The sequence below is a fragment of the Sulfitobacter sp. DSM 110093 genome, assembly GCF_022788715.1.
Lineage (GTDB): Bacteria > Pseudomonadota > Alphaproteobacteria > Rhodobacterales > Rhodobacteraceae > Sulfitobacter.
Genome location: NZ_CP085167.1, coordinates 1,597,267 through 1,621,373, shown reverse-complemented (window position 1 = coordinate 1,621,373; position 24,107 = coordinate 1,597,267). Strand labels below are relative to the sequence as shown.

Genomic DNA, 24,107 nt, shown 5'->3' with positions numbered 1-24,107 from the left:
GACACCAGACACATGGGGCCTGCAATGCCGGACAACACAAAAGCCGATCTCATTCACGATTCAGATGCGGGCATTGAACGGCTGCTCGAAATCATGCGCCGCCTGCGCGATCCCGAGACGGGCTGCCCCTGGGATATCGAGCAGGATTTTGACAGCATCGCACCCTATACCATTGAAGAGGCTTACGAAGTCGCCGATGCTATTGCCCGGCGGGATTGGGCCGAGCTTGAGGGCGAGTTGGGCGATCTGCTGCTGCAATCAGTCTATCACACCGCCATGGGCGAAGAGGCCGGCCATTTCACCTTTCAATCCGTGGTACGCAACATCAGCGACAAGATGGTGGCGCGGCACCCGCATGTCTTTGGCGACGAATCCCGCGACAAAAGCGCCGAACAGCAAACCGCCGATTGGGAAAAGATCAAAGCCGCCGAACGCGCTGGAAAGGCACAGGGCGGCGCGCTGGATGGGGTGGCGATTGGTCTGCCCGCGCTTTTGCGCGCGATGAAATTGCAAAACCGCGCAGCACGGGTGGGGTTTGACTGGCCCGAAACGACGCAGGTGCTCGACAAAATCACCGAAGAAGCCGCCGAACTGGTCGAGGCAAAAGACACGCTCTCGCAAACCGAAGTCGAGGAAGAATATGGCGATCTGCTGTTTGTCATGGCCAATTTGGGGCGTCACCTTGGGCTGGACCCAGAGGCCGCTCTACGCGCTGCAAACGCCAAATTCACCCGCCGTTTTGAAGGCATCGAAGCCCGGCTCGCAGCCTTGGGCAAAACACCGCAGGACAGCGATCTGGCCGAGATGGATGCCCTGTGGGATGCCGTCAAACTGGCGGAACGCAGCTAAGTGGCGGGTCTGATGCTGGACAAAGACACGGCCCTCCGGCAAGGCTCAGCCCCAAGCAATTTGACGAAAGTAAGCCCATGACACCGCGCAAAGTAATTATAGACACCGACCCCGGACAAGATGACGCCGTGGCGATCCTTCTTGCGCTGGCCAGCCCCGAAGAGATCGACGTTCTGGGCATCACCTGTGTCGCGGGCAATGTGCCGCTTGATCTGACCTCGAAAAACGCGCGGATCGTTTGTGAATTGGCCGGGCGGAATGATGTAAAGGTCTTTGCCGGCTGCGATCGTCCGCTGGGGCGTGAATTGGTCACGGCAGAGCATGTGCACGGTAAAACCGGCCTTGATGGCCCCGACCTACCTGACCCCAAAATGCCTTTGGCCGATGGGCACGGCGTTGACTTCATCATCGAGCAGCTTCGCGGCCATCCCGCAGGTAGTGTCACCCTTTGTCCCTTGGGCCCGCTTACCAATATCGCGACCGCGCTGCAAAAAGCCCCCGATATCGCCGAAAAGGTGCAAGAGATTGTGCTGATGGGCGGTGGCTATTTTGAAGGCGGAAACATCACCCCCACGGCTGAATTTAACATTTATGTCGACCCGCAAGCCGCTGATATCTTATTCAAATCCGGCATTCCTATTGTGGTGATGCCGCTTGACGTGACACATAAGGCGCTGGTGACCAAACCCCGCAACGACGCCTTCCGCGCGATTGGCACACCCGTGGGCATCGCCGTGGCCGAGATGACAGATTTCTTCGAGCGTTTCGACAAGGAGAAATACGGCTCTGAAGGCGCGCCGCTCCACGATCCCTGCGTTACCGCCTATCTGATCAATCCTGACCTGTTCAAAGGCCGCCACATCAACGTCGAGATCGAGACCCAGTCAGAACTGACCATGGGCATGACCGTGGCCGACTGGTGGGGCGTGACCGACCGCGCGCCCAACGCGCTGTTCGTGGGCGACCTTGACGCCGATGGGTTCTTTGCCCTGCTCACCGAAAGGCTGGCCCGCCTATGAGCGCACATCTTACCCTTGGTGCGCCGGAGCATCTCGACAAGCTCGTCGGGTTGGTGACGGCTTTTCACGCCGAAGCCGGGATCGAGATGAGCGATGACCAGCGCCGCACGGGCCTTGCGCCCTTGCTGGAGGGGATCCCCCATGGTGCCGCCTACCTCATCGGCCCGCCGCGTGCACCGATTGGCTATGTCGTCATCTGTTTTGGCTGGTCGGTTGAGTTTGGCGGGCTGGATGCCATTATTGATGAAATCTATGTTCGCCCCGGCGTGCGTGGGCGCGGCATCGCTTCTGAGGCGCTGATCGCCTTGCCACGTGCCCTATCCCAAGGTGGCGTGCGCGCAATGCATCTTGAGGTCGACCGGACCAATCCGGCGGCGGTGAAACTCTACACCCGCGCGGGCTTTCGTGGCCGCGAGGATTACATGCTTATGTCACGGAAACTTTGATGCGTATCCCCTTCGATAACAGCTATGCCGCCCTGCCCGACGGTTTCTTTACCCGGTTGAGCCCGACCCCGGTGAAAGAACCTAAGCTATTGGCGTGGAACGCTGATCTGGCTGACATGCTAGGAATCGAGGGGGCCGATGCGGCGGAACGTGCTGAGGTCTTTGGGGGAAATATCCTGCCTGATGGCGCGGACCCGTTGGCGCAACTCTATGCGGGGCATCAATTCGGCAATTTTAATCCGCAACTCGGCGATGGCCGGGCGATTCTGCTGGGTGAGGTGAAAGACAAGGACGGCACCCGCCGCGACATCCAACTCAAAGGCGCTGGCCCCACGCCCTATTCGCGTAGGGGCGATGGCCGGGCATGGCTTGGGCCGGTATTGCGGGAATACCTCATTAGCGAGGCGATGCATGCGCTTGGCGTGCCCACGACCCGCGCACTGGCCGCCGTGGCCACTGGAGAGGCGATCCTGCGCGAAACCGGCCCCCTGCCCGGCGCCATCGTCACGCGTGTCGCGGCAAGCCATCTGCGGGTTGGCACCTTTCAGGTCTTTGCCCATCGCGGTGAGACGGAAGCGCTCAAAACCCTCACCGACTATGCCATCGCGCGACATTACCCAAAAGTAGACGGGCCGCTTGGCCTTTTGCGTGCTGTCTGTGCAGCGCAAGCGGAGCTTGTGGCGCAGTGGATGTCATTGGGTTTCATCCATGGGGTGATGAACACGGATAATTGCAGCATCTCAGGCGAGACGATAGATTATGGTCCCTGCGCCTTCATGGATGCCTTTCACCAAGGCCGCGTATTCAGTTCCATCGACCGACAGGGCCGCTATGCCTATGGCAACCAGCCGCAGATCGTGGTGTGGAACATGGCGCAGCTTGCGACTGCGCTTTTGCAGCAGATGGACGACAAAGAAACCGCCGTTGATGAAGCCACCGAGATTGTGCACGACATGCCCGAATTGATTGAAGCCGCATGGCTGCGGCGTTTCGCGGCGAAAATCGGGATTTCCAGCCCGCGGCCCGAGGATGTCGATCTAATCAATGAGTTACTGAGCCTGATGCAGGCGGATGGCGCTGATTTCACCAACACATTCCGCTCGCTTGGGACAGAACGGGCGCGTGATCACTTCACCAACCTCGAAGCATTTGATGCTTGGGCGCAAAACTGGCGCGACAGGATCGAAGGAGAACCGGATCCGCATGCGGTGATGCACGCGGTGAACCCCGCCGTGATTCCGCGCAACCACCGAATCGAGCAGATGATCGAAGCCGCCGTTGAAGGCGACATGGCCCCGTTCGAGCGGTTGTTGAAAGCACTCGCATGCCCATTCGTGGAAACGGACGCTGAATTGCAGCGTCCCCCGAGTGAGGATGAGATTATCCCAGCGACCTTCTGCGGTACCTAACGCTTAGCGCAACCGAGGTTTGCGGTTGATCAGATAGATCCCCGCCGCCACCAGCAGCAGCGCGGCCCAAACGCTTGGGGGGATGTCTTCGGACAGGATCAACCAGCCCAAGAGCACTGAGAACACCGGTGACAGAAAGCTGAAAGAGGCGACAGAGGCCGCTGGATAGACCGTCAGCAACCAGAACCACGCCAGAAAGCCAAAGCTTGCAACGGCGATGATCTGATAGGCCAACCCGGCCAAATGTACGGGCTCCACCCCACGCAACAAAGGGCCGAAAAGCGGTGCAAGCAGCAGAAGGATTGGTGCGGATATAATCAGCTGCATCATCAACTGCTGCGCCGGGGGCACTTTCGACAATGGTGTGACGCGCACGCAAAGCGCGATCCCAGCCCAGCAGAATGCCGCAAGAAGCGCAAGTAAATCGCCAACCCAATTTGCCCCCTCGGCGCTGCTGTCGCTCAGCGCCAGCGCCACGCCGCCCATCGCCAGCCCCATGCCCAGCAAACGCAGACCGCTCAGCCGTTCGCCGGGCAGCCATAGATGCGCGGCAATACCCAGCCAGACCGGCATCGAATAAAGCAGAATCGACGCGCGGCTGACCGTTGTAAGATCAAGTGCGAGGAAAAGGCAGACGAACTCCAACGTAAAGAAAAGCCCCGCCGCCAAACCGCCCATCAGCGCAGCACGCGGAAGGGAGAGGCCGACGCCCCGAAGCCGCATCCAAACCAGCAGCACCAACACCGCACCAAGCGACCGCAGCCCCGCCAGAAAGACTGGATTGAACCCGCCGCTACTTACTTTGATAACGACTTGGTTAAACCCAAGGTTCACCGCAAACAGCACCAGTGCCACCGCGCCAAAAGTATCAATGTGAGATTTGCGTTCCATCCCGCCAGAAGCGCCGCCTGGCCCGGATAAGTCAATGGCGCGCCGTGGTTTTCACAGCGCGCCATTGGATCGTTCAATTTTTAAGCGTCGGCTTAGGCTGCCTGTTGGCCACCCGGCTTGCCGCCGCCACCGCCGCGCCGCCGACGGCGACCGCCACTTGGTTTGCCAGCGCCTTCGCCACCACCACCACCACCGGGGCGACCACCGCCGCCACCGGGTCGGCCACCGCGCCCACGGCCACGGCCTTTGGGTTTGGACGGCTCATCGATCACTTCCCAAGGACGGCCCGAAGCTACGGGGATCGAGATGCCCATTGTCTTTTGGATCGCTTTCAACTCGCCCATCTCATCCGGTGCGCAGAAGGCCACGGCAGCGCCGTCTTTACCCGCCCGCGCGGTCCGGCCAATGCGGTGCACATAGTTGTCGGGCACGTTCGGCAGGTCGAAGTTATAGACGTGCTTCACATCCGGAATATCTAGGCCACGGGCCGCCACATCGGTGGCCACCAGCACAGTGATATCCCCACCTTTGAAACCCGCGATCGCGCGGTCACGCTGGCCTTGGCTTTTGTTGCCGTGGATCGAAGCGGCGTCAAACCCGGCTTTCACCAGCGTCTTCATCAGCTTTTCCGAACCATGTTTGGTGCGACCAAAGACCAACGCCCGCTCGCCCTTATGCTTGGCCAGCAGTTCTTTCAGCAGTTCGGTCTTCTCGGCCTTGGCGATGAAGTGAACCTCTTGCGTCACCTTATCCGCCGCCTTACCCGGAGGCGAGACTTCGATGCGGATCGGGCTGCTGAGATAACTGTTGGCGATCTCGTTCATCAGCTTGGGCATGGTCGCCGAGAACAGCATCGTCTGACGCTCTTTCGGGATCAGGTTCGAAATTTTGCGCAGGTCATGGATGAAGCCCATGTCGAGCATCTGGTCGGCCTCATCCAGCACGAGGAATGTCGTGGTGTCGAGCTTGACCGCGCGGCGGTCGAGCAGGTCCAGCAGACGGCCCGGCGTGGCGATCAACAGATCGACACCGCGCTCCAGACGCTTGATTTGCGTATTGATCGACTGACCGCCAACCACCATCGCCACCTTGATCGGCGTGCCTTCGGCATAGCCGCGCAGGTTCACTGCGATCTGTTGGGCCAGCTCGCGTGTCGGGGCCAAGACCAGACCGCGCACGGAGCGCGGCGCGGGACGGCCTTCAAGCTCCATCATCTGCGCAATAAGCGGCACACCAAATGCCGCCGTCTTGCCGGTGCCGGTCTGGGCAAGGCCCATCACGTCACGGCCATTCATGGCTTGGGGGATTGCTTGGCGTTGGATCGGGGTTGGATCTTTCAGACCCATTTCATTCAACCGGGCCACCAAGTTCTTTGGCAGGCCCATCATGTCAAAATCGCTCATTCGTTCACTTTCCGGCACGCGGGGGCGCGCGCCATCCTTAGTCGCCGCGCCCAATACAGGCGCCACGGGGTCGCGCAAGCCAGATCGCGGGCGCAGGCCACATGCCTCACACCCGTCTGTCGCGCTTGGCCCCACGCGTGATTTTGGGAACATCGGCGGGCCTTGTCGTCAGCATCCAGTGGCCCCTCATGGGACTTGGCGCTGATACTGCTCACGCGGCAGAAGGCTTCGCTTGACCCCCACATGGGCTGCGCGCGGGCAAAAGTCAACCGGCAGGGTTCAATTGCGGTGGCGTCTGGCAGCGCTAGAATGTTAGGAACGTGGTCCGACGGACGAAGGGCGAAACGATGCGCAACCCGATCATTAAACGGTGCGAGGCCATGGGCCTGCGCATGACAGGTCAACGCCGGGTCATCGCACAGGTGATTCACGACAGCGACGATCACCCCGATGCCGAGGAACTTCTGGCCCGCGCCACTGAGATCGACAGCGGCATCTCTATCGCCACGGTCTACCGCACGGTGAAACTGTTCGAGGAGGCCGGCATCCTCGAAAAGTTAGAATTCGGCGATGGCCGGGCGCGCTATGAAGATGCGCAGCGCGAACATCACGATCATCTGATCGACGTAAACTCGGGCGAGGTGATTGAGTTCGTCGACGCGGAAATCGAAGAGCTTCAGGAACGTATCGCGCGTAAATTGGGTTACAAACTGCAAGGGCACCGGATGGAACTTTACGGTGTACCGATCAAAAAGGATGACCCATGACCGACCGTGACCGCCCCCTGTTGGCCGTGTTGATCGACGCCGACAATGTCCCAGCAAAACACGCTGCAGCCATCATGCGGGAGGTCACGACGATTGGCGAGCCGGCCCTGCGCCGCGTCTATGGCGATTGGTCGAATGACCACCTCAAGGGTTGGAAAGCCCCCATTCGTGAGTTGGGTCTGGTGGCCCACCAAGAGACCGCGAACACCAAGGGCAAGAACGCCAGCGACATTGGTCTGGTTATTCAGGCGATGGACATCCTGCACAGCCGCCGCTTCGATATCATCGTGATCGTCTCGTCCGACAGTGACTTCACCGCGCTGGTGAACCGTCTACGCGAGGATGGGGTGACGGTGATCGGAATCGGCGAAAAGAAGACCCACGATTCGCTGCGCAACGTCTACAACCGTTTCATCCTGATCGAAAACCTCGACGGGGCAGAGCCGGACACCACGTCACGCGCCAGCGCCAAAGTGGCCGACGCCCTGCCCCTGTTCAAAGCGGCGATGGATAAGATCGACACCGAAGACGATTGGTACAACCTCGGCCAGATTGGCCAGACGATTCAGGCAGCACATCCGGATTTCGACAGCCGGACTTATGGCCATGGCAAGCTGAGCGCCTTGGCGGCTGACCTGAAGGCACTGGAAACCCGAAAGACAGGCAACCGGCTGATGGTGCGGCTGAAACCTTAACGCCAGCGCATCACTCGGCGGGGCGCTTCTCGCGTCGGGAGACGCGCGATAGCATGGCGGGCAACAGCACGCTCAGCACCACGAGCCGCATGATGTGGCAGGCGGCGACAAACCCCGGCACCACCGCCAGCACCGCGCCGAGGGCGATCATCGTCTCAAGCCCACCGGGTGCGAAGGCCACCAACACATGGCCCAGCGGCATGCCAAGTGCCCAAGCCACCGGCACTGCACCCAGCCCCGCCAGTCCGACGGCCACGCCGGTAATCGCCAGCCCCGCACCAAGGCCGCTGACAAACCGTGCGGGCGTGATGCCAGAAAACCGCGTGCCGATCAGGCAGCCCAGCACCAAATAGGCGATAAGGGTCAGCCAACCCGGCAGCACACCGGTCTCCAACTTGGTCAGATGCGCGATGGCAGAGACCACCATCGCCCCCATCAGCAGCGGTGCGGGCACCGAAAGCCGGGCAAAGATCAGCCCCACAACCACGGCCGCACCGATCATCACGACGATCGAGAGCACCCCCATGCCTTTGCCCACCGGGGCGATATTGCCGGTCATATCGACGCCCATCAGCAAGGCGGCAAAAGGCACGACGATGGTCAGTGCCAAAAGCCGGACCGACTGGGTGATCGAGATGCGCGGCACGTCAGAGCCTCCGTCGCTGGCAATCGCCATGACGAAACTCAGATGCCCCGGAGCCGAGGCCAGAAGCGCGGAACGCGCGTCGAAACCAAAATACCGTGCCAACATCCAGCGGCAGACGGCCATAATTCCCCAGATCACCCCCGTCATAAACACAAAGGCCAGCGGCCAGCGCACCATGGCGTTGACTGCATCTTGGTTAAAGCCCGCGCCGACAGCGATGCCCAGCACCACGAAACAGGCATCCCGCAGCCGCGGGTCGACCGCCGTCCGCACGCCTGCCAGCCCCAGACCGCTCACCGCGATCACCGGCCCCAGCAGCATATAGACGGGCGCATTGAGCCACCAAAACAGCAGTGCCCCAAGACCGCCGACGGCAAGGGTCAGCAGGGTGTCACGGGGGGCAAGGGAAAGGCTGAGCCATCTCATGCATGAGAGCTAGCACCCCGCCGCAGCGGGCGCCAGAGCCACACGCATGACGCGCATCTTGGCCTCTTGCCCTTTCATCGCAAAAGGTTCATGGGCGATTGGTAATATCCGGTGTGAAAGGGCAATAACATGGACAATCTGCGCGGCGCGATGCTGATGGTGCTGGCCATGGCCGGTTTCGCCATCGAAGACATGTTCGTCAAATTGACCAGCGATGCCCTCCCCGTGGGGCAGATCATCGCGCTTTTGGGCGCGGGCGGCGGGGCGATCTTTGCAGTAATCCTGCGCATTCAGGGGCGGCGGTTGTTCTCTGCGGATATGCTCACCGGGCCGATCCTGCTGCGCGCCGTGGGGGAGGTGCTGGGCACCCTGTGTTTCGTGACCGCCATCGTGCTGACGCCGCTCTCCTCGGCCTCAGCCATCCTTCAGGCGACTCCGCTGGCCGTGACCCTTGGGGCGGCGTTGTTTCTGGGTGAGCCTGTGGGCTGGCGCCGGTGGAGCGCGATTGTCGTCGGCTTTCTTGGCGTGCTGCTGATCGTCCGTCCGGGGTTGGAGGGGTTCAACGCTCTGTCGCTCTTTGCTGTCGCTGGAGTCATCGGTCTTGCCCTGCGTGATCTTGCGACGCGCAAGGTTCCCAAAAGCATCAGTTCCATGCAGCTGAGCTTTCTTGCCTTTATCGTACTGGTCCCGGCGGGGTTGATCCTAATGGTCGCCGCTGGAACCCCCGCCGTGATGCCGGGTGGTGCCGAGGTGATTTATCTTACCGCGGCGATGGTGATTGGTGTGATGGCCTATTACGCCATCGTGGCCGCCATGCGCGTGGGCGAAGTCAGCTTTGTCACGCCGTTTCGCTACATGCGAATGCTCTTTGCGCTGGTTGCCGGGATCTTGGTCTTTAAGGAAACTCCCGACACACTGACGCTGGTTGGGGCCGCGATCATCATCGCGTCGGGGGTCTATACCCTCCTACGGGAACGCAAAATCACCCCCCGGCCCCGCCGCGGTCTTTCCAAGCCGGGCCTACCGGGGTAAACCGCACCTAACCCGAACATGAGGACATAGCCATGAGCACGATCATCGACATCCACGCCCGCGAAATCCTCGACAGCCGGGGCAACCCGACCGTCGAAGTCGACGTAATCCTCGAAGACGGCACAATGGGCCGCGCAGCGGTTCCTTCCGGCGCATCCACTGGCGCCTATGAAGCGAACGAGCGTCGGGATGGCGACAAGTCCCGCTATATGGGCAAGGGCGTGTTGGAAGCCTGTGCGGCGGTGAACGGTGAAATCGCCGAAGCGCTGGTGGGCATTGATGCGACTGAGCAGGTCGAAATCGACGAAATGATGATCGAACTCGACGGCACCGAGAACAAATCCCGCCTTGGCGCAAACGCGATCTTGGGTGTGTCGATGGCCGCGGCGAAGGCCGCCGCTGATTTTTGTACCCAGCCGCTCTACCGCTATGTCGGCGGCACCACTGCCCGCGTTCTGCCCGTGCCGATGATGAACATCATCAACGGTGGCGAACATGCCGACAACCCGATCGACATTCAGGAATTCATGATTATGCCGGTCGCTGCGGAGAATATCCGCGAAGCGGTGCGCATGGGCGCCGAAGTGTTCCACACGCTGAAAAAAGAACTCTCCGCCGCGGGTCTGTCGACCGGGATCGGCGATGAAGGTGGCTTTGCCCCGAACATCAGCTCGTCGCGCGATGCGCTAGATTTCATTCTGAAGTCGATCGAAAAAGCGGGCTACAAGCCCGGCGAAGACATGTACCTCGCCCTCGATTGCGCGGCGACTGAATACTATAAAGACGGCAAATATGTCTTCTCTGGAGAGGGCAAGACCCTATCCAGCGAAGAAAACGCCGACTATCTGGCAGCCCTTGTGAACGACTATCCCATCATCTCCATCGAAGACGGCATGGCCGAAGATGACTGGGACGGTTGGAAAGCCCTGACCGAAGTGTTGGGCAATAAGGTGCAACTGGTCGGCGACGATTTGTTCGTGACCAACCCTGCCCGTCTGGCTGATGGTATCAAACGCGGTTGCGCGAACTCGATGCTGGTGAAGGTTAACCAGATCGGCACCCTGACAGAGACACTCAAAGCGGTCGATATGGCGCATCGTGCGGGCTATACCAACGTGATGTCCCACCGCTCGGGTGAGACTGAGGATGCCACCATCGCAGACCTTGCCGTGGCGACCAACTGTGGTCAGATCAAGACCGGATCGCTCGCGCGTTCGGACAGGCTGGCAAAGTACAACCAATTGATCCGTATCGAGGAAATGCTAGGCGAGACCGCACAATACGCGGGCCGCTCGATCCTGCGCGGCTGATGTCAAAGATCGACATTCGTCCTGTCACCACCGCTGCGGACCTCGCGGCGGTGGTTGAGCTTTGCTGGGCTTACCGTGACTTCCTCTACAACTTCGCCCCGACCGAGCGGCGTATTGTCGAAACGTTCTACCCTGAAGAAAAATACAGCATGTTAATGGGCCGACTGGCCGAAGAACATGCCCGGCCGCTTGGGGTCATTCTATTGGCCGAACAAGACGGCAAAGCCGTGGGCTGCGGCATGTCCCACGCGCTGAGCGGGACAGAGAGCGAGATCAAACGGGTTTATGTGACTGATGCCGCCCGTGGCACAGGTGCGGGTCGGGCGATTTGCCAACGGTTGATTGATCAGGCGCGCGCGGATGGGTTTGAGAAGGTCTATCTTGACACGTCTGTTGCTTTTGCGCCTGCCCGCGCACTTTACCGTTCGCTTGGTTTTTTCGCGCGCGGCCCCTATCAGCCAATGCCCGATTTCACCAAAGAGGCAATCTGTTTCTATGAGCTGCCGCTGATTGACGCTGTTCCAAGCATGGCTGACTAAACAAAGAGAGGCGGCATTTACACCGCCTCTCTTTCGGGCCTTTAGTCAGTAATTAGGCTCACGCTTAGCCTGCGAAAAGTTGCAAGAACTTCTGCTTGGAATAGCCCAACCGCAGTGCTCCGTTGCCAGACAGACGTGGCAAGACCCGCATCCGGATGATTTCCTTGTCGGAGCCCAACCCTGCGTTCAGACGCACAACTGTATCGACCTTCCCATCTGGGCCGGGGGCGACTTTTTCGACCATACCAACCAGAACACGATCTTTGCTCCAGACAGGCGCGCCCACTAGCGTAGCGATGTTAATTGTTTGGGGGGCTATCACACCGTTGTCGCCGCTCCCATTGGCACGGCCCGCAGTCATGCCGGGTACTGAACCCTGTCCTCCCGTGCCCGCGCCGCCGCCAACGGTGCCGCTACCTCCTCCGACTCCTACACCAACGCCAACACCGAGGCCGTGCCGACCGCCGACAGATGCCCCCACGCCAGCGCCGACGCCATGTCCGCCGCCAACCGAAGCGCCAACACCAGCGTTCACGCCATCATCGCCACCAACGGAGGCACCGACCCCGGCGCCTACTCCATCGCTACCGCCGACAGAAGCACCAACGCCGACATCCGCGCCGCCGACGCCAACACCGACACCCACGCCGATATCGGCCTGTGCAGTGGGTGCGATCAGAACCGCAGTTGCCGTCAGCGCCAGCGTTTTCTTGAAAGTTCCGTTTTGAAAAATGGTCATTTGTCATCTCCTCTTTGGTGAGCATGGCCGAGATCCTTGGATATGGGATCCCATGCTGCTCAATTGCCCCCGTGTTATATTCACGCACATTGGACCAAAGAGGTTTCATATAATTCCAAAAAATATCACTATTTTGAAACTTTGTTAAAATTATGCCGGAGTTTGCAAAATCCAGACACAAAGCCCGCATGCTAATGGCTATCGAAGAGCCATTTGGCACGTTTCTGACGAAATCTAGGATTCAAACGGAAGGAATGTCAGTGTCGGCTGACAGTGCCGCCACCGACCGCCGCGCGCACACCGGTTGTGCCGGGGCAGGACGTAGGCAATTTACGCGCCACGCGAACGGCGAGATAAGCAAAGGCCTGCGCCTCAAGCATATCGCCATCGAGACCAATCTCTTCCACTGCAGCGACCGGGCAATCAAGGCTGACATCCAACATCCGCATCAACACCGGGTTATGCCGCCCGCCCCCGGTCACATAGACGCGCTCGGGTGGGGCCGGGCAGTGCTGCATCGCCTCGGCCACGCCAGCGGCGCACATGGCGGTCAAGGTGGCGCAGGCATCGGCATCAGATAGCTCGCCGACCAAGGCGACCATTTCGGCGAAATCATTCCGATCAAGTGATTTTGGCGGCATGCGTGCAAAGTAAGGCTCGGCAAGGAACAATTCCAACGCGCCATGTTCCACCCTGCCCCGCGCGGCCAGCTTGCCGCCTTCGTCGAAATCGAGACCCAGCCGTGCCTGCATCAAATCATTGATCGGCGCATTCGCCGGGCCGGTGTCAAAAGCAAGCAGAGCCCCCTCTTCTTCGGGCCGCGCAACGCGCGGATCGACCCAAGTGAGGTTCCCGACACCCCCAAGGTTCAAAAAAGCAACCGGGCCGCTTTTTCCTGCGTAACGTGCGCAGGCGTGGTGAAAGAACGGTGCCAGAGGTGCCCCTTCGCCGCCCAGTTCCACATCGGCGCTGCGGAAATCCCAAACCACGGGAAGCCCGATCTCGCGCGCCAATAACGCCCCGTCGCCGACTTGCAATGTGCCTTGCATACGTGGGGCATGGGCCAGCGTCTGGCCATGAAAGCCGATCAGCTCCACCGAGGCATTGTCTTTCAATAAATCATCCAACAGCGCCAGATGCGCGGCCTCGACCGCATGCGCCGCCGCCTCAACCTCTGCCCCGTGCCATTTGCCGAATCCGGCGGCGATGACCCGACGGTCCTCAGCCGAATATGTCCGGTAGGCGCTGCGGCCAAAACTGGTGATATCATGCCCATCGGTGCGCAAAATAGCCGCGTCCACCCCGTCTAGTGAGGTGCCCGACATCATTCCCAGAGCCGTCACCACACCGGTTCCGACATGTTGCCTGTGCATGGCCCTATTCATGGCCTTTTCCTTTGCCGCTCGTGCGCATATAGATTGCCCCGCAACACAGTTTTGAGGCAAGTCACCATGACATACCATCCCAAATCGGAGTTCATCCACACGATGATGCAGCGCGGCTTTCTGGCCGATTGCACCGATTATCAGGGATTGGACGACGCCCTGATGAAAGGCGCAGCCCCCGCCTACGTGGGCTATGACGCCACGGCCAAATCGCTGCACGTGGGCCATCTGGTCAACATCATGATGCTGCGTTGGTTGCAGAAATGCGGCGGCAAGCCGATCACCCTGATGGGCGGCGGCACGACAAAGGTGGGCGATCCATCTTTCCGCTCAGATGAACGCCCCCTGCTGACGCCCGAGGCGATCGACGACAACATCGAAGGCATTCGTCAGGTCTTTGCCCGCTACCTTGATTATGGCGATGGGCCGAGCGACGCGCTGATGCTCAATAACGCCGAATGGCTGGACGAGTTGAACTATCTCGATTTCCTGCGCGATATCGGGCGGCATTTTTCGATCAACCGGATGCTCAGTTTTGAGAGTGTGAAATCGCGGTTGGATCGGGAGCAATCGCTGTCGTTCCTTGAGTTCAACTACATGATTCTCCAAGCCTATGATTTTATGGAGCTTCACCGCCGCTACGGTTGTATTCTGCAGATGGGCGGCAGCGACCAATGGGGCAATATCGTCAACGGCATCGACCTGACCCGGCGCGTGATCGACGGCGAAGTTTACGGCCTGACCTCACCGCTGCTGACCACCAGCGACGGCAAGAAGATGGGCAAATCTGCGGGCGGCGCGGTCTGGCTGAACGGCGATATGCTGAGCCCTTATGAGTTCTGGCAGTTCTGGCGCAATTGCACCGATGCCGATGTGGGCCGTTTCCTCAAGCTCTACACCGAGCTGCCGGTCGATGAATGCGACCGTCTGGGTGCGCTCGCCGGATCCGAGATAAACGAAGCAAAAGTGCGTTTGGCCAATGAGGTCACCGGCCTGCTGCACGGCGAAGAAGCGGCGCGGACCGCCGAAGCCACGGCGCGCGACGTCTTTGAAAAAGGCGGCGTGGGCGATGACCTGCCCACCCTGACCCTGTCGGCGGCGGATGTGGGCGATGGCGTTTCTATCGTTCAACTGCTGGTGAAATCGGGCCTTGCCGGTTCCGGCAAAGAGGCCAAGCGCCTGATTGCCGAAAATGGCGCGCGGATCGACGATCAGCCGCTGACAGATGCGGGCATGATGCTGGATTCGGGCGCGCTGGCGTCGCCGATCAAACTGAGCGCGGGCAAGAAACGCCACGCGCTGGTGCAACTCGGCTAAAGATGACGGGGGCTGACGACGGTCCCCGCATCGCTTCCCTTCGACACCCGCTGCGCCAAGCATCGCTTGCATGGGGCGGAACTTCGTGCTGAACTGAACAAGTGTTCATATCGGGGGGGGAGTCATCATGAAACTAGACAGTACAGCCGCCATCATCACCGGAGGCGCTTCGGGTCTTGGCGAAGCTACAGCGCGGTATTTTGCCTCGCAGGGCGCGCAAGTCACTTTGCTGGATCGTGATGCCGCCCGTGGCGAATCTGTAGCAAAGGAAATCGGTGGGCATTTCGTTCTGACCGATGTGACGGATGAAAGCTCAGTTCAGGCGGCCGTCGACTACGCCGCCGATAAAATGGGCTGGATCACGGCGGCGGTGAACTGCGCCGGGATTGCGCTTGGCATCAAAACCACAGGCCGCGATGGGCCGCACCCTTTGGACGCCTTTCAGCGCACCATAGACATCAACCTTGTAGGCAGTTTCAACGTTGCGCGTCTTGCTGCCGTGGCGATGGCCAAAAACAACCCCGAAGACGATGGTGCCCGCGGGGTGATCATCAACACTGCCTCTATCGCCGCCTTTGACGGGCAAAAGGGCCAAGCTGCCTATGCCGCATCTAAAGGCGGGATCGTCGGTATGACCCTGCCCATGGCCCGGGATTTGGCCAAGGACGGTATCCGTGTGATGACAATCGCGCCCGGTATCTTCAAGACACCCATGCTGGCGGGCCTGCCGGAAGAGGTGCAAGCCGACCTTGCCAAAGATGTCCCCAACCCTGCCCGCTTGGGCGATCCCACTGAGTACGGACGGCTGGCCGGGTTCATCGTTGAGATGGGATATCTTAACGGCGAAGTAATCCGCCTGGACGGGGCGCTGCGGATGCGCTGATGCCGCTGCAAAACCGCGTTCAACCTGATGGAGAGATCATTACCCACCCCGCGCGGGGTGGGTTCATGGGCAATCGCGGTATCCTGCACGATGAGAGCGGTCTGCACCCCAAACGCCGTTGGGCGCATCGGAATTGGGTATGCTGTGTGCTGCGTTTCAAGGGACGTCAACGTCAGCTTATGGCCCCGCGCCGCTATACCGAGCTGTTTTTTCTAGATGAAGCTGTCGCCTTTGCCGCCGGTCACCGACCTTGCGCAGAATGCCGTGCCGCAGATTATCAACGGTTTCGCAGTTGTTGTGAGGTTCCCGGCCCGGCCGCTGCTTTGGACCGTCAGTTGCACTGTGAACGCGCGGTGCCGCGTGTCTTTCGGCAACACCGCCATGTGAATGTTGCGGCCAGTGACCTGCCGGATGGAAGCTTTATCCTCGACGCAGACGGACAAAGCGGCGCGCTGGTTGGCGATGCGTTCTATCCCTACGCGCCAGAGGGCTACAAGACAGCGCGAAAACGCCCACATGGAACTGTGACCCTACTCACGCCGCCCAGCATCGTTGCGGCGTTTCGTGCCGGATACCGGCCGCAGATCGCGTTAGAGGGCGCGCAGACCTAGGCCTGCGCTTTTTCTTCCAACGCCATCCATTCCTCTTCGGCATCCGAGAGTTTCTCGTGCCGCTGCACAAGCGCGTCACTGGCCTTTTGGAATTTGACAGGCTCACGCGTAAACAACTCCGCATCGCTGAGCAGTTCTTCGAGTTTGCCGATCTCGGCTTCGAGGCGTTCAATCTCACCCGGCAGCGCTTCGAGCCGGTGCTTTTCGGTAAAGCTCAGGCCCGAGGCGGATTGCTTTTTCTCGGCCTTAGCCTCGCCCTTGCTTGGCTTGGCTTTCACCACGCTTTCGGAAAAATCGTCCTGTCCGCGCTGCGCGAGATAATCGCTCCAACCGCCTGCATAGACCGTCGCACGCCCGTCGCCTTCCATCGCAATGGTCGTGGCGGCCACACGGTCGAGAAAATCGCGGTCGTGGCTTACCAACAGCACGGTGCCGTCATAGGTGCCCAAGAGCTCTTGCATCAGATCCAGTGTTTCGACGTCCAGATCGTTGGTCGGTTCGTCGAGCACCAAAAGGTTCGATGACCGCGCCATGATCTTAGCCAGCAGCAGCCGCGCTTTTTCCCCGCCTGAAAGGGACCGAACGGGGGCGCGGGCCTGCGCCTCGTCAAACAGAAATTCCTTGAGGTAACCCACCACATGTTTCGGTTGGCCACGCACCAGCACCTGATCGGCCTTGCCAGATACACGCATGTCAGGGTCGCCAGTCAGGCTTTCCCACAGCGTCATATTGCCATCAAGCTGCGCGCGCGCCTGATCGAAGAGCGCCAATTCCAGATTGGTGCCCAGCTTGATCTCCCCGGTGTCGGGCTCTTCCTTGCCGATCAACATGTTCAGCAGCGTGGTTTTGCCAACGCCATTCGGCCCCACCAGCGCAATCCGGTCGCCCCGTTGAACGGTGATCGAAAAATCACGCAGGATCTGTTTCTCGCCGAACTTCTTGGCCACGCCCGTCGCTTCGATCACCTTGCGGCCTGATTTGGGCCCAGCCTCCAGCGCCATCGCGGCGGTCCCTTGGCGGGTGATCTGCGACGACCGTTCGGCCCGCAGATCTTGCAACGCCCGGACACGGCCTTGGTTACGTTTGCGCCGGGCCGAGATACCCTCAACCGCCCAACGCGCTTCGGCCTTGATCTTGCGGTTCAGCTTATGGCGCTGCATGTCTTCTTCTTCCCAGATCTGATCGCGCCATGCTTCAAACCCCTCAAAACCGATCTCTTGACGGCGCACAGCGCCGCGGTCGATCCAGAGGGTCGCGCGGGTCAGTTCGCGCAGGAAGGCGCGGTCGTGGCTGATGATGACAAAGGCGGTGCGAGTGCCCTTAAGCTCAGATTCGAGCCAAGCAATCGCTTCGATATCGAGGTGGTTGGTCGGCTCATCCAGCAGCATCAGCTCGGGCTCTTCGGCCATCAGCCGCGCCAGTGCCGCGCGGCGGCGTTCACCGCCCGAAGCAGTGGCCACGGGGCGTGCAGGGTCAAACTTCAGCCCCTCGCCCGCGCGTTCAACTTTATACATCTCGCCGGGATCAAGCCCATGTGCCGCGAAATCGCCAAGCGTCTCGAAACCCGACAGGTCGGGCTCCTGCTCCATATAGCCGACCGACACGCCGGGACCGGCAATAACCGCCCCGCTGTCCGGCTCGACCAGTCCGGCCATCACCTTCATCAGCGTGGATTTGCCCGAGCCGTTGCGGCCGACCAAAGCCAGCCGGTCGCCGGTCTGAACCACCAGTGAAAGATCTTCGAAAACAGGGTCGCCGCCAAAGGTCAGCGAAATGTCGGTGAGTTGTAAAAGGGGTGCGCGTGCCATTCCCGCCAGCTACCTCTCGGCGCGGGCAAGGTCAATGTCCCTTGGGTATGGGGAGGCGCTTTCGCGTGCTTTAGGCCAAAGCCCGAAGCAGCCGCGCACGATTGGGAGGGATGGCCGCGATTTCCAGTCCGGTAAACACATGCAGCGTGTTCATCTGCTGGTCGATCACCGCATGATCGCTGACCCAACCGCCCATGGCAAGATAGCTGCGCAGCAGCGGCGGGGTCTGCTGCCGCGCGCGTCGGGAATCGGCAGTTTGCGTGTCGCGGGTAAAAGGATAGAACTGATCGGCTTTGAGTCCGGGCCGCCACTTTGCCGGAGCCAGATGCTGTTCATTCATACGGGCAAAAGCATCCCGGTACACTGTCGGATCGGTTCCTGTGAAGGATGAACAGCCGAACAGAAGCGCCGCTTCGTTGTGATCCACCTCAAGTGCCAGCCGCCCCCAAGCCAGGCGCTGAATGTCGGGGTCTTGCCAGTCGGGGTGCACGCAAAAGCGGCCGAGTTCAAGCAGCGCGTCGTCGACCCTTTCTAGGTTGGAAAGGTCATAAAACTGTGCGGCATAGCTGTGCGCCAGTGTCGCGCCGCGAAATAGGGTCAGGCGAAAGCAACAGACCAAAGTGCCACTGGCACGATCCTCTACCAGAAAATGTCGCGCGCCTGCATCGAAAGCATCGATGTCGGGCTGGATGCCTGTCTGGAAACACCGGGCGCGCAGCACCTGCGCGCGGGTTATATCGGCAGGCGATAGGGCTTCGCGCGTCAGATATCGGCCCGGTGACGCTTGGGTCATCTGCGATGTCGCCTTCGGTTGCCTGCAGCCCTGCCCCGCCAATCGACCGCCGGGGCTTTCAAGGATGAATTTAGCTGCCGAATGCCGTCGGGCTAAAACGGCCAAGGTTGCCCAAAAGCTGACGCAAGAATGTATTGTCAGCCACTGGCGATGTCGTCACGCGGCGCGACAATGGCACCACCTGCCCGCGCTCTAGCCCGAAGCGTTCGACATTTGCCACGACGCCCGCTTCGTTAAAGCTCACGGTGACCACTTCGCGGTCGATCTCTTTCGGGGCCATGAACCCCAAAGCGCGTTGGCGCATCTTAACGTAGTAGTAACTATCATCGCTCAAAACACCCGAGGCTGTGGGCACACCGATCTTTTGAGCGACGGTTTCTTTGGTGTCGCTGCCGACGACGATTTGCTCAAGCTGATCTTGTGGCGGAACATAGCCGTGGTTTTCATACTGTGGCGTACAAGCCGTCAGAAGCAGTGCAAGGCCCATACCTGCGATCCGGAGGCGTGTCTTGCCGGTCTGTTTCGTATTGCGCATTTGGTCTGCCCTCTTGCCCTGACGGATTATGGCTTTTATTTCGCATACACTAAGGCACCCCAAGTGTACAAGAAACGAAAGTCATATCTCATGTCGCGCAAATCACCTACGCCCACCGCTCTTCGGGTCGCTGACCTGTCTCAGACGGAGCCAAACGGCTTTGCGCTGCGCCCGGAAGGTGACGTTGTATCGCAAATCGCTGAGGAGTTGGAACTGTCCGCGCTGCGCAAACTCAGCTTTTCGGGGCAGATCAAACCACTGGGCAAACAAGATTGGCAGCTCGACGGCAAGCTGGGTGCCACCGTGGTGCAGCCCTGCGTTGTTACGCTAGAGCCTGTCACCACCCGCATCGACGTAAATATCAAACGCCGTTTCGTGCATGACTTCGAACTCCCCGATGAGGAAGAAGTCGAAATGCCCGAGGACGACACGACAGAGCCTTTGGGCCAATGGATCGACCCCGCGCAGATCATGATCGAAGCGCTGGCGCTGGAAGTGCCGGAATACCCCCGTAAGGACGATGTTGAACTGGGCCAGATGGTTCATGCCGAGCCGGGCCAGAAACCGATGACCGACGAGGATGCGCGCCCCTTTGCCGGGCTTGGCGCCCTGCGCGACGCGCTTAAGAAAGACGAAACCTAAAGAAACAGGCGGAAAACCGCGAAAATTACGGGTTGCATCGCCGCGCATTCGCGTTATTTTGCCGCCCTCACCCCAATTAAGGTTGGACATTGCGCGGCTGCGGCCCTAAAGCGTCGTCACGCCCGAAACGGGGTCCGAATTGAAACACGGTTGCGGCATGCCTCATGCAGGTCAGCAACCCCGAAGGCAAAGGCACCAGACATGGCTGTCCAACAGAATAAAGTATCCAAATCGCGCCGCAACAACCGCCGCGCACACGATTCGCTCACAGCAGCGAACCCGAACGAATGTTCGAACTGTGGTGAGCTGAAGCGCCCACACCACATCTGCGCCGCATGCGGCCACTATGACGACACCGAAGTTGTCGCCCTGACCGAAGAAGTAGACCTGGAAGACGACGCAGCCTAAGCGCGCGTTGTTCCTAAGGTTTTTTCAATGGCAGTGAGGCATTCGCACCGATGACGGCACAGCCCGATCACCCCAACGCGAAAGCCGGACACACCCTGATCTCGGTTGACGCGATGGGGGGTGACGAAGGCCCGGCAGCAGTTGTTGCCGGGTGTGCGCTTTCTGCGGCAGCCAATTCAGACATCGGCTTTATCTTGCATGGTCCCCGTGATCAGCTTGAGCCGCTGATCGCCAAGCGCAGCGATTTGGCTGGTCGTTGCGAGGTTCGCCACGCAACGGATGTCGTCACGATGGACGACAAACCCAGCCAAGTTGTACGCACCAGCAAGGCCAGTTCCATGTGGTCCGCCATCGAGTCCGTGCGCAGCGGAGAAGCCGCCGTGGCTGTCTCTTGCGGGAACACTGGCGCGCTGATGGCGATGTCAATGATACGGCTACGGAAATTGCCGGGCGTGAATCGCCCCGCGATTGCCGTGCTCTACCCGTCCTCCAATCCTCAGGGGTTTAACGTGATGCTCGACGTAGGCGCCGATGTGCGCGCCGACGCCGATGATTTGTTGCGCTTTGCTTTGATGGGCACCTCCTATGCCCGCAACGGTATGGACCTAGAGCGCCCGCGTGTTGGGTTGCTGAATGTCGGTACAGAAGAACATAAAGGCCGCACTGAGCTTAAAGAAGCCTATGATCTGATTCGCGCCCAAGGCGATGCCACGGGCTTTGAATTTGTAGGCTTTGTTGAGGGTGGCGACATTTCGGGCAACCGCGCGGATGTGATCGTGACCGACGGGTTCACCGGGAACGTGGCGATCAAAACCGGCGAAGGCACCGCCAGCATGATCGGCAACCGCCTGCGCGAAGCGTTCAAATATTCGCCTATGTCACGGCTTGCGTCGCTTCTGGCCTATACCTCGCTGCGCCGCCTCAGCAAAAAGATTGATCCGCGCCGTGTGAACGGGGGCGTCTTTCTGGGTCTGAACGGCACGGTTGTGAAATCCCACGGCTCAGCTGATGCAACAGGCATCTCTGCCGCGATCAAACTTGCGGCCCAGTTGTCGCAGAATAAATTCAATGACAAGCTGGCCGCCCGCGTCGCCGCGACGCTGCCTGCCGAGGAGTCCGTCAAATGAGCCTGCGCGCCGTTGTCACTGGCTGTGGCCACTACCTGCCCGCCCGTGTCGTGGAAAATGCCGAATTTGAAGCGACCCTCGACACGAATGACGAGTGGATCCGCTCGCGCTCTGGCATCGAACGCCGCCATTTCGCTGCTGAGGGCGAGAATACATCCTCCATGGCCAGCGCAGCCGCACGTAAGGCGCTTGAGGATGCGGGCCGCGAGGCATCCGACGTGGATGCGATTGTCGTCGCCACCTCAACGCCTGATCTTACTTTCCCTTCTGCCGCAACAATGGTGCAAGCCGAATTGGGCATGACCAGTGGCTTTGCCTTTGACGTGCAAGCGGTTTGCGCCGGGTTCGTCTATGCGCTTGCCAATGCCAACGCGCTGATTGTGTCGGGCCAAGCCCGCCGCGTGTTGGTAATTGGAGCAGAAACCTTTAGCCGCATCATGGATTGGACGGATCGTTCGACCTGCGTGCTTTTTGGTGATGGCGCAGGTGCGCTGCTGCTCGAAGCACAGGATGGCACCGACAGCCCTGAGGATCGCGGCATTCTTGCGACCGATCTAAACTCAGATGGCCGTTACCGGGACCTGCTTTATGTCGATGGCGGGGTGTCCACGGGCACCACTGGCTATCTGCGCATGCAAGGCAATCAGGTCTTCCGCCACGCGGTTGAAAAACTGGCGGCGACGGCGAATACCGCGATGGAGCGGGCCGGTGTCTCTGCCGAAGATGTTGATTGGATCGTGCCACATCAGGCCAATATCCGCATCATTCAAGGCACAGCGAAAAAGCTGAACCTGCCGATGGAGCGCGTGGTTGTTACCGTTCAAGACCACGGCAACACCTCGGCGGCTTCGATCCCATTGGCGCTGTCCGTGGGGCGTGAGCGGGGGCAAATCAAACAAGGCGACCTGATCGTTACCGAAGCCATTGGCGGTGGTCTGGCGTGGGGTTCTGTCGTCCTGCGCTGGTAAGCTACTGAGCTAACGCAGAAAATCTCCGCTCAAATGCCCGCGATCCGGGCATTGATGTTGACTCTAAAAAACGCAGCAGCATATGCTATTGAAAAGCATGGGGGATATAATGCCGAACAAGACATTGACGCGCATGGATTTAAGCGAAGCTGTATTTCGTGAAGTCGGTCTTTCTCGCAATGAAAGCGCCCAACTGGTCGAAGCGGTGCTAGAGCATATGTCCGACGCTTTGGTTGAGGGGGAGCAGGTGAAAATCTCTTCCTTCGGGACATTCTCTGTGCGGGACAAGACCGCGCGCGTGGGGCGCAATCCGAAGACTGGCGAAGAGGTTCCGATCAACCCGCGCCGCGTGCTGACCTTCCGCCCTTCGCATCTGATGAAAGACCGCGTTGCCGAAGGCAATAAGTCCTGACCCATGGTCAAATCGCCGGACGCTTTTCGCACCATCTCCGAAGTCGCTGACTGGCTCGGTATTCAGGCCCATGTTCTGCGGTTCTGGGAGAGCAAATTCACGCAGGTAAAGCCCATCAAACGGGCTGGCGGACGGCGGTACTATCGTCCGGCGGATATGCTGCTGTTGGGGGGGATCAAAAAGCTTCTCCATGATGATGGGCTGACCATCAAAGGCGTGCAAAAGATCCTGCGCGAAGAAGGGATGACCCATGTGTCCTCTCTCTCTGCACCGCTGGATGAGTTGGACTTTATGGAGCCTCGGCCCGCCCCCAAACCGGACATCATCCGCCCGGAAACCGGTGTGGTTTTAAGCTTTGGCAGCACGAAGACAGAAGCGCCGGACGACGCTGGTTTGGATAAGCAAACTGCAGAAGCGGAATCGGCTGACAATACGCCCGCAGCTTCGCCTGCTGCCCCACCACCAAGCGCATCGCAGGTCACCCCCACAGAGTCCCTGCCCCCCTCTCCTGTGCCGCCTGCCGACGATCACCCGCGCGCGATGCCTGATCCGTTGGCTCCGTCGGACCGAGCCACACCCGACGCGCCGGAGCCGGATCGCACCGCTGGCCCCGAAGTTGAGGTGAACCCAGCCGAGTCCAAGCCGCAGACCGCCGCAGATGCCAGTCTGCCCGACTTCCTAAAACGCCCCCTCGCGTCAGAACCCGAAGCGCTGACCGATGTGGAACCTGTATCCCCTGCAGATGACGCGCCCTCTGAGCCAGAAATCGAAGAGTTCGACGATACGCCCAGACCTGCGATCATTGACTTGCCGGACTTCACCCCCGAGGATGAATTCCCAGCCCGTCCGGGTCTGTTGAGTGTGGCGACCCGTGTGCATTACCTGCCCCGCGATGTGCAGCCGCTCGTGGCCGGTCTGCTTCTTGATCTGGCAGAGTTGCGCGCGCGGATGGCCGCCGAACCCGGCTTTGAAAGTAATTATTAATCGCAATGAAAAGATCGGCAATTCCCTCTTGCACCCCCTGCGAGATCGGGTATGAAGCCCACG

General features: G+C 60.0%; 26 protein-coding genes. 18 read left to right on the top strand and 8 right to left on the bottom strand.

Annotated elements, in window-relative coordinates; genetic code table 11:
* Window positions 1-24: 24 nt before the first annotated feature.
* The 4 genes from mazG (at window position 25) to DSM110093_RS07875 (ending at window position 3,723) form a co-directional block, all read left to right on the top strand.
* On the top strand, window positions 25-849 hold the full coding sequence (mazG, locus tag DSM110093_RS07890; RefSeq protein WP_243267560.1) for a nucleoside triphosphate pyrophosphohydrolase: 825 nt from the start codon (window positions 25-27) through the stop codon (window positions 847-849).
* Window positions 850-926: 77 nt separating this feature from the next.
* Entirely contained in the window at window positions 927-1,868 is a 942-nt protein-coding gene (locus DSM110093_RS07885; RefSeq protein WP_243267559.1) for a nucleoside hydrolase, read from the top strand.
* On the top strand, window positions 1,865-2,314 hold the full coding sequence (locus DSM110093_RS07880) for a GNAT family N-acetyltransferase (RefSeq protein ID WP_243267558.1): 450 nt from the start codon (window positions 1,865-1,867) through the stop codon (window positions 2,312-2,314). The genes DSM110093_RS07885 and DSM110093_RS07880 overlap by 4 nt, the downstream gene beginning before the upstream one ends.
* Entirely contained in the window at window positions 2,314-3,723 is a 1,410-nt protein-coding gene (locus tag DSM110093_RS07875; protein ID WP_243267557.1) for a protein adenylyltransferase SelO, read from the top strand. Before DSM110093_RS07880 ends, DSM110093_RS07875 begins: the two co-directional genes overlap by 1 nt.
* Window positions 3,724-3,726: 3 nt before the next feature.
* Here the strand turns inward: DSM110093_RS07875 and DSM110093_RS07870 are convergent, their stop codons facing one another.
* Window positions 3,727-4,614: a DMT family transporter gene (locus DSM110093_RS07870; RefSeq protein ID WP_243267556.1), complete on the bottom strand. Its 888-nt coding sequence runs from the start codon at window positions 4,612-4,614 to the stop codon at window positions 3,727-3,729.
* A gap of 92 nt (window positions 4,615-4,706) precedes the next feature.
* Window positions 4,707-6,017 carry a DEAD/DEAH box helicase gene (locus tag DSM110093_RS07865; protein ID WP_243267555.1) on the bottom strand — a complete coding sequence of 437 codons (1,311 nt, stop codon included), beginning with the start codon at window positions 6,015-6,017 and terminating at the stop codon, window positions 4,707-4,709.
* 347 nt (window positions 6,018-6,364) lie between these two features.
* Here DSM110093_RS07865 and DSM110093_RS07860 point away from each other — a divergent pair, with 347 nt between their 5' ends.
* Window positions 6,365-6,784 carry a Fur family transcriptional regulator gene (locus tag DSM110093_RS07860; RefSeq protein WP_243267554.1) on the top strand — a complete coding sequence of 140 codons (420 nt, stop codon included), beginning with the start codon at window positions 6,365-6,367 and terminating at the stop codon, window positions 6,782-6,784.
* On the top strand, window positions 6,781-7,479 hold the full coding sequence (locus DSM110093_RS07855; RefSeq protein ID WP_120351010.1) for an NYN domain-containing protein: 699 nt from the start codon (window positions 6,781-6,783) through the stop codon (window positions 7,477-7,479). Before DSM110093_RS07860 ends, DSM110093_RS07855 begins: the two co-directional genes overlap by 4 nt.
* A gap of 10 nt (window positions 7,480-7,489) precedes the next feature.
* Here the strand turns inward: DSM110093_RS07855 and DSM110093_RS07850 are convergent, their stop codons facing one another.
* Window positions 7,490-8,551 (bottom strand): AbrB family transcriptional regulator, encoded by a 1,062-nt coding sequence (locus DSM110093_RS07850; RefSeq protein ID WP_243267553.1) that lies wholly within the window; start codon window positions 8,549-8,551, stop codon window positions 7,490-7,492.
* 129 nt (window positions 8,552-8,680) lie between these two features.
* Here DSM110093_RS07850 and DSM110093_RS07845 point away from each other — a divergent pair, with 129 nt between their 5' ends.
* From DSM110093_RS07845 to DSM110093_RS07835, 3 genes are read left to right on the top strand one after another with little or no spacing between them, the layout of a single operon-like run.
* Window positions 8,681-9,583, top strand: coding sequence for a DMT family transporter (locus tag DSM110093_RS07845; RefSeq protein WP_243267552.1), 903 nt, complete (start codon window positions 8,681-8,683; stop codon window positions 9,581-9,583).
* Window positions 9,584-9,615: 32 nt separating this feature from the next.
* Complete coding sequence (gene eno / locus DSM110093_RS07840) at window positions 9,616-10,893, top strand: phosphopyruvate hydratase (RefSeq protein ID WP_243267551.1); 1,278 nt, start codon at window positions 9,616-9,618, stop codon at window positions 10,891-10,893.
* Window positions 10,893-11,432: a GNAT family N-acetyltransferase gene (locus DSM110093_RS07835; RefSeq protein WP_243267550.1), complete on the top strand. Its 540-nt coding sequence runs from the start codon at window positions 10,893-10,895 to the stop codon at window positions 11,430-11,432. Before eno ends, DSM110093_RS07835 begins: the two co-directional genes overlap by 1 nt.
* Before the next feature lie 64 nt (window positions 11,433-11,496).
* Here the strand turns inward: DSM110093_RS07835 and DSM110093_RS07830 are convergent, their stop codons facing one another.
* Entirely contained in the window at window positions 11,497-12,171 is a 675-nt protein-coding gene (locus tag DSM110093_RS07830; RefSeq protein ID WP_243267549.1) for a hypothetical protein, read from the bottom strand.
* A 257-nt stretch (window positions 12,172-12,428) separates the two neighbouring features.
* Window positions 12,429-13,556 carry an anhydro-N-acetylmuramic acid kinase gene (locus tag DSM110093_RS07825; protein ID WP_243267548.1) on the bottom strand — a complete coding sequence of 376 codons (1,128 nt, stop codon included), beginning with the start codon at window positions 13,554-13,556 and terminating at the stop codon, window positions 12,429-12,431.
* 66 nt (window positions 13,557-13,622) lie between these two features.
* On the opposite strand from DSM110093_RS07825, the gene tyrS reads away from it, so the two are divergent.
* The 3 genes from tyrS (at window position 13,623) to DSM110093_RS07810 (ending at window position 16,367) form a co-directional block, all read left to right on the top strand.
* Window positions 13,623-14,873 (top strand): tyrosine--tRNA ligase, encoded by a 1,251-nt coding sequence (gene tyrS / locus DSM110093_RS07820; RefSeq protein ID WP_243267547.1) that lies wholly within the window; start codon window positions 13,623-13,625, stop codon window positions 14,871-14,873.
* Window positions 14,874-15,000: 127 nt separating this feature from the next.
* Complete coding sequence (locus DSM110093_RS07815) at window positions 15,001-15,756, top strand: 3-hydroxyacyl-CoA dehydrogenase (protein WP_243267546.1); 756 nt, start codon at window positions 15,001-15,003, stop codon at window positions 15,754-15,756.
* The gene (locus DSM110093_RS07810) at window positions 15,756-16,367 is read left to right on the top strand and encodes a hypothetical protein (RefSeq protein WP_243267545.1); all 612 of its coding nucleotides are present in this window, start codon (window positions 15,756-15,758) and stop codon (window positions 16,365-16,367) included. Before DSM110093_RS07815 ends, DSM110093_RS07810 begins: the two co-directional genes overlap by 1 nt.
* Here the strand turns inward: DSM110093_RS07810 and DSM110093_RS07805 are convergent.
* From DSM110093_RS07805 to DSM110093_RS07795, 3 genes are all read right to left on the bottom strand, one after another.
* Window positions 16,364-18,175: an ATP-binding cassette domain-containing protein gene (locus DSM110093_RS07805; RefSeq protein WP_243267544.1), complete on the bottom strand. Its 1,812-nt coding sequence runs from the start codon at window positions 18,173-18,175 to the stop codon at window positions 16,364-16,366. The genes DSM110093_RS07810 and DSM110093_RS07805 overlap by 4 nt on opposite strands.
* A gap of 70 nt (window positions 18,176-18,245) precedes the next feature.
* Window positions 18,246-18,968, bottom strand: a complete 723-nt coding sequence (locus DSM110093_RS07800; RefSeq protein WP_243267543.1) for a GNAT family N-acetyltransferase — start codon at window positions 18,966-18,968, stop codon at window positions 18,246-18,248.
* A 70-nt stretch (window positions 18,969-19,038) separates the two neighbouring features.
* A complete protein-coding gene (locus DSM110093_RS07795) occupies window positions 19,039-19,503 on the bottom strand; it encodes an outer membrane protein assembly factor BamE (protein WP_243267542.1) in 465 nt (154 codons plus the stop codon).
* Window positions 19,504-19,593: 90 nt separating this feature from the next.
* Here DSM110093_RS07795 and DSM110093_RS07790 point away from each other — a divergent pair, with 90 nt between their 5' ends.
* The 6 genes from DSM110093_RS07790 (at window position 19,594) to DSM110093_RS07765 (ending at window position 24,044) form a co-directional block, all read left to right on the top strand.
* Complete coding sequence (locus tag DSM110093_RS07790) at window positions 19,594-20,145, top strand: DUF177 domain-containing protein (RefSeq protein WP_243267541.1); 552 nt, start codon at window positions 19,594-19,596, stop codon at window positions 20,143-20,145.
* Between the two features lie 201 nt (window positions 20,146-20,346).
* Window positions 20,347-20,553 carry a 50S ribosomal protein L32 gene (gene rpmF, locus DSM110093_RS07785; RefSeq protein WP_093741388.1) on the top strand — a complete coding sequence of 69 codons (207 nt, stop codon included), beginning with the start codon at window positions 20,347-20,349 and terminating at the stop codon, window positions 20,551-20,553.
* A 50-nt stretch (window positions 20,554-20,603) separates the two neighbouring features.
* Entirely contained in the window at window positions 20,604-21,680 is a 1,077-nt protein-coding gene (gene plsX, locus DSM110093_RS07780) for a phosphate acyltransferase PlsX (RefSeq protein ID WP_243267540.1), read from the top strand.
* On the top strand, window positions 21,677-22,648 hold the full coding sequence (locus tag DSM110093_RS07775) for a beta-ketoacyl-ACP synthase III (protein ID WP_243267539.1): 972 nt from the start codon (window positions 21,677-21,679) through the stop codon (window positions 22,646-22,648). The genes plsX and DSM110093_RS07775 overlap by 4 nt, the downstream gene beginning before the upstream one ends.
* Window positions 22,649-22,757: 109 nt before the next feature.
* A complete protein-coding gene (gene ihfA, locus DSM110093_RS07770; RefSeq protein ID WP_040701172.1) occupies window positions 22,758-23,060 on the top strand; it encodes an integration host factor subunit alpha in 303 nt (100 codons plus the stop codon).
* 3 nt (window positions 23,061-23,063) lie between these two features.
* A complete protein-coding gene (locus DSM110093_RS07765; RefSeq protein WP_243267538.1) occupies window positions 23,064-24,044 on the top strand; it encodes a MerR family transcriptional regulator in 981 nt (326 codons plus the stop codon).
* Window positions 24,045-24,107: the final 63 nt, after the last annotated feature.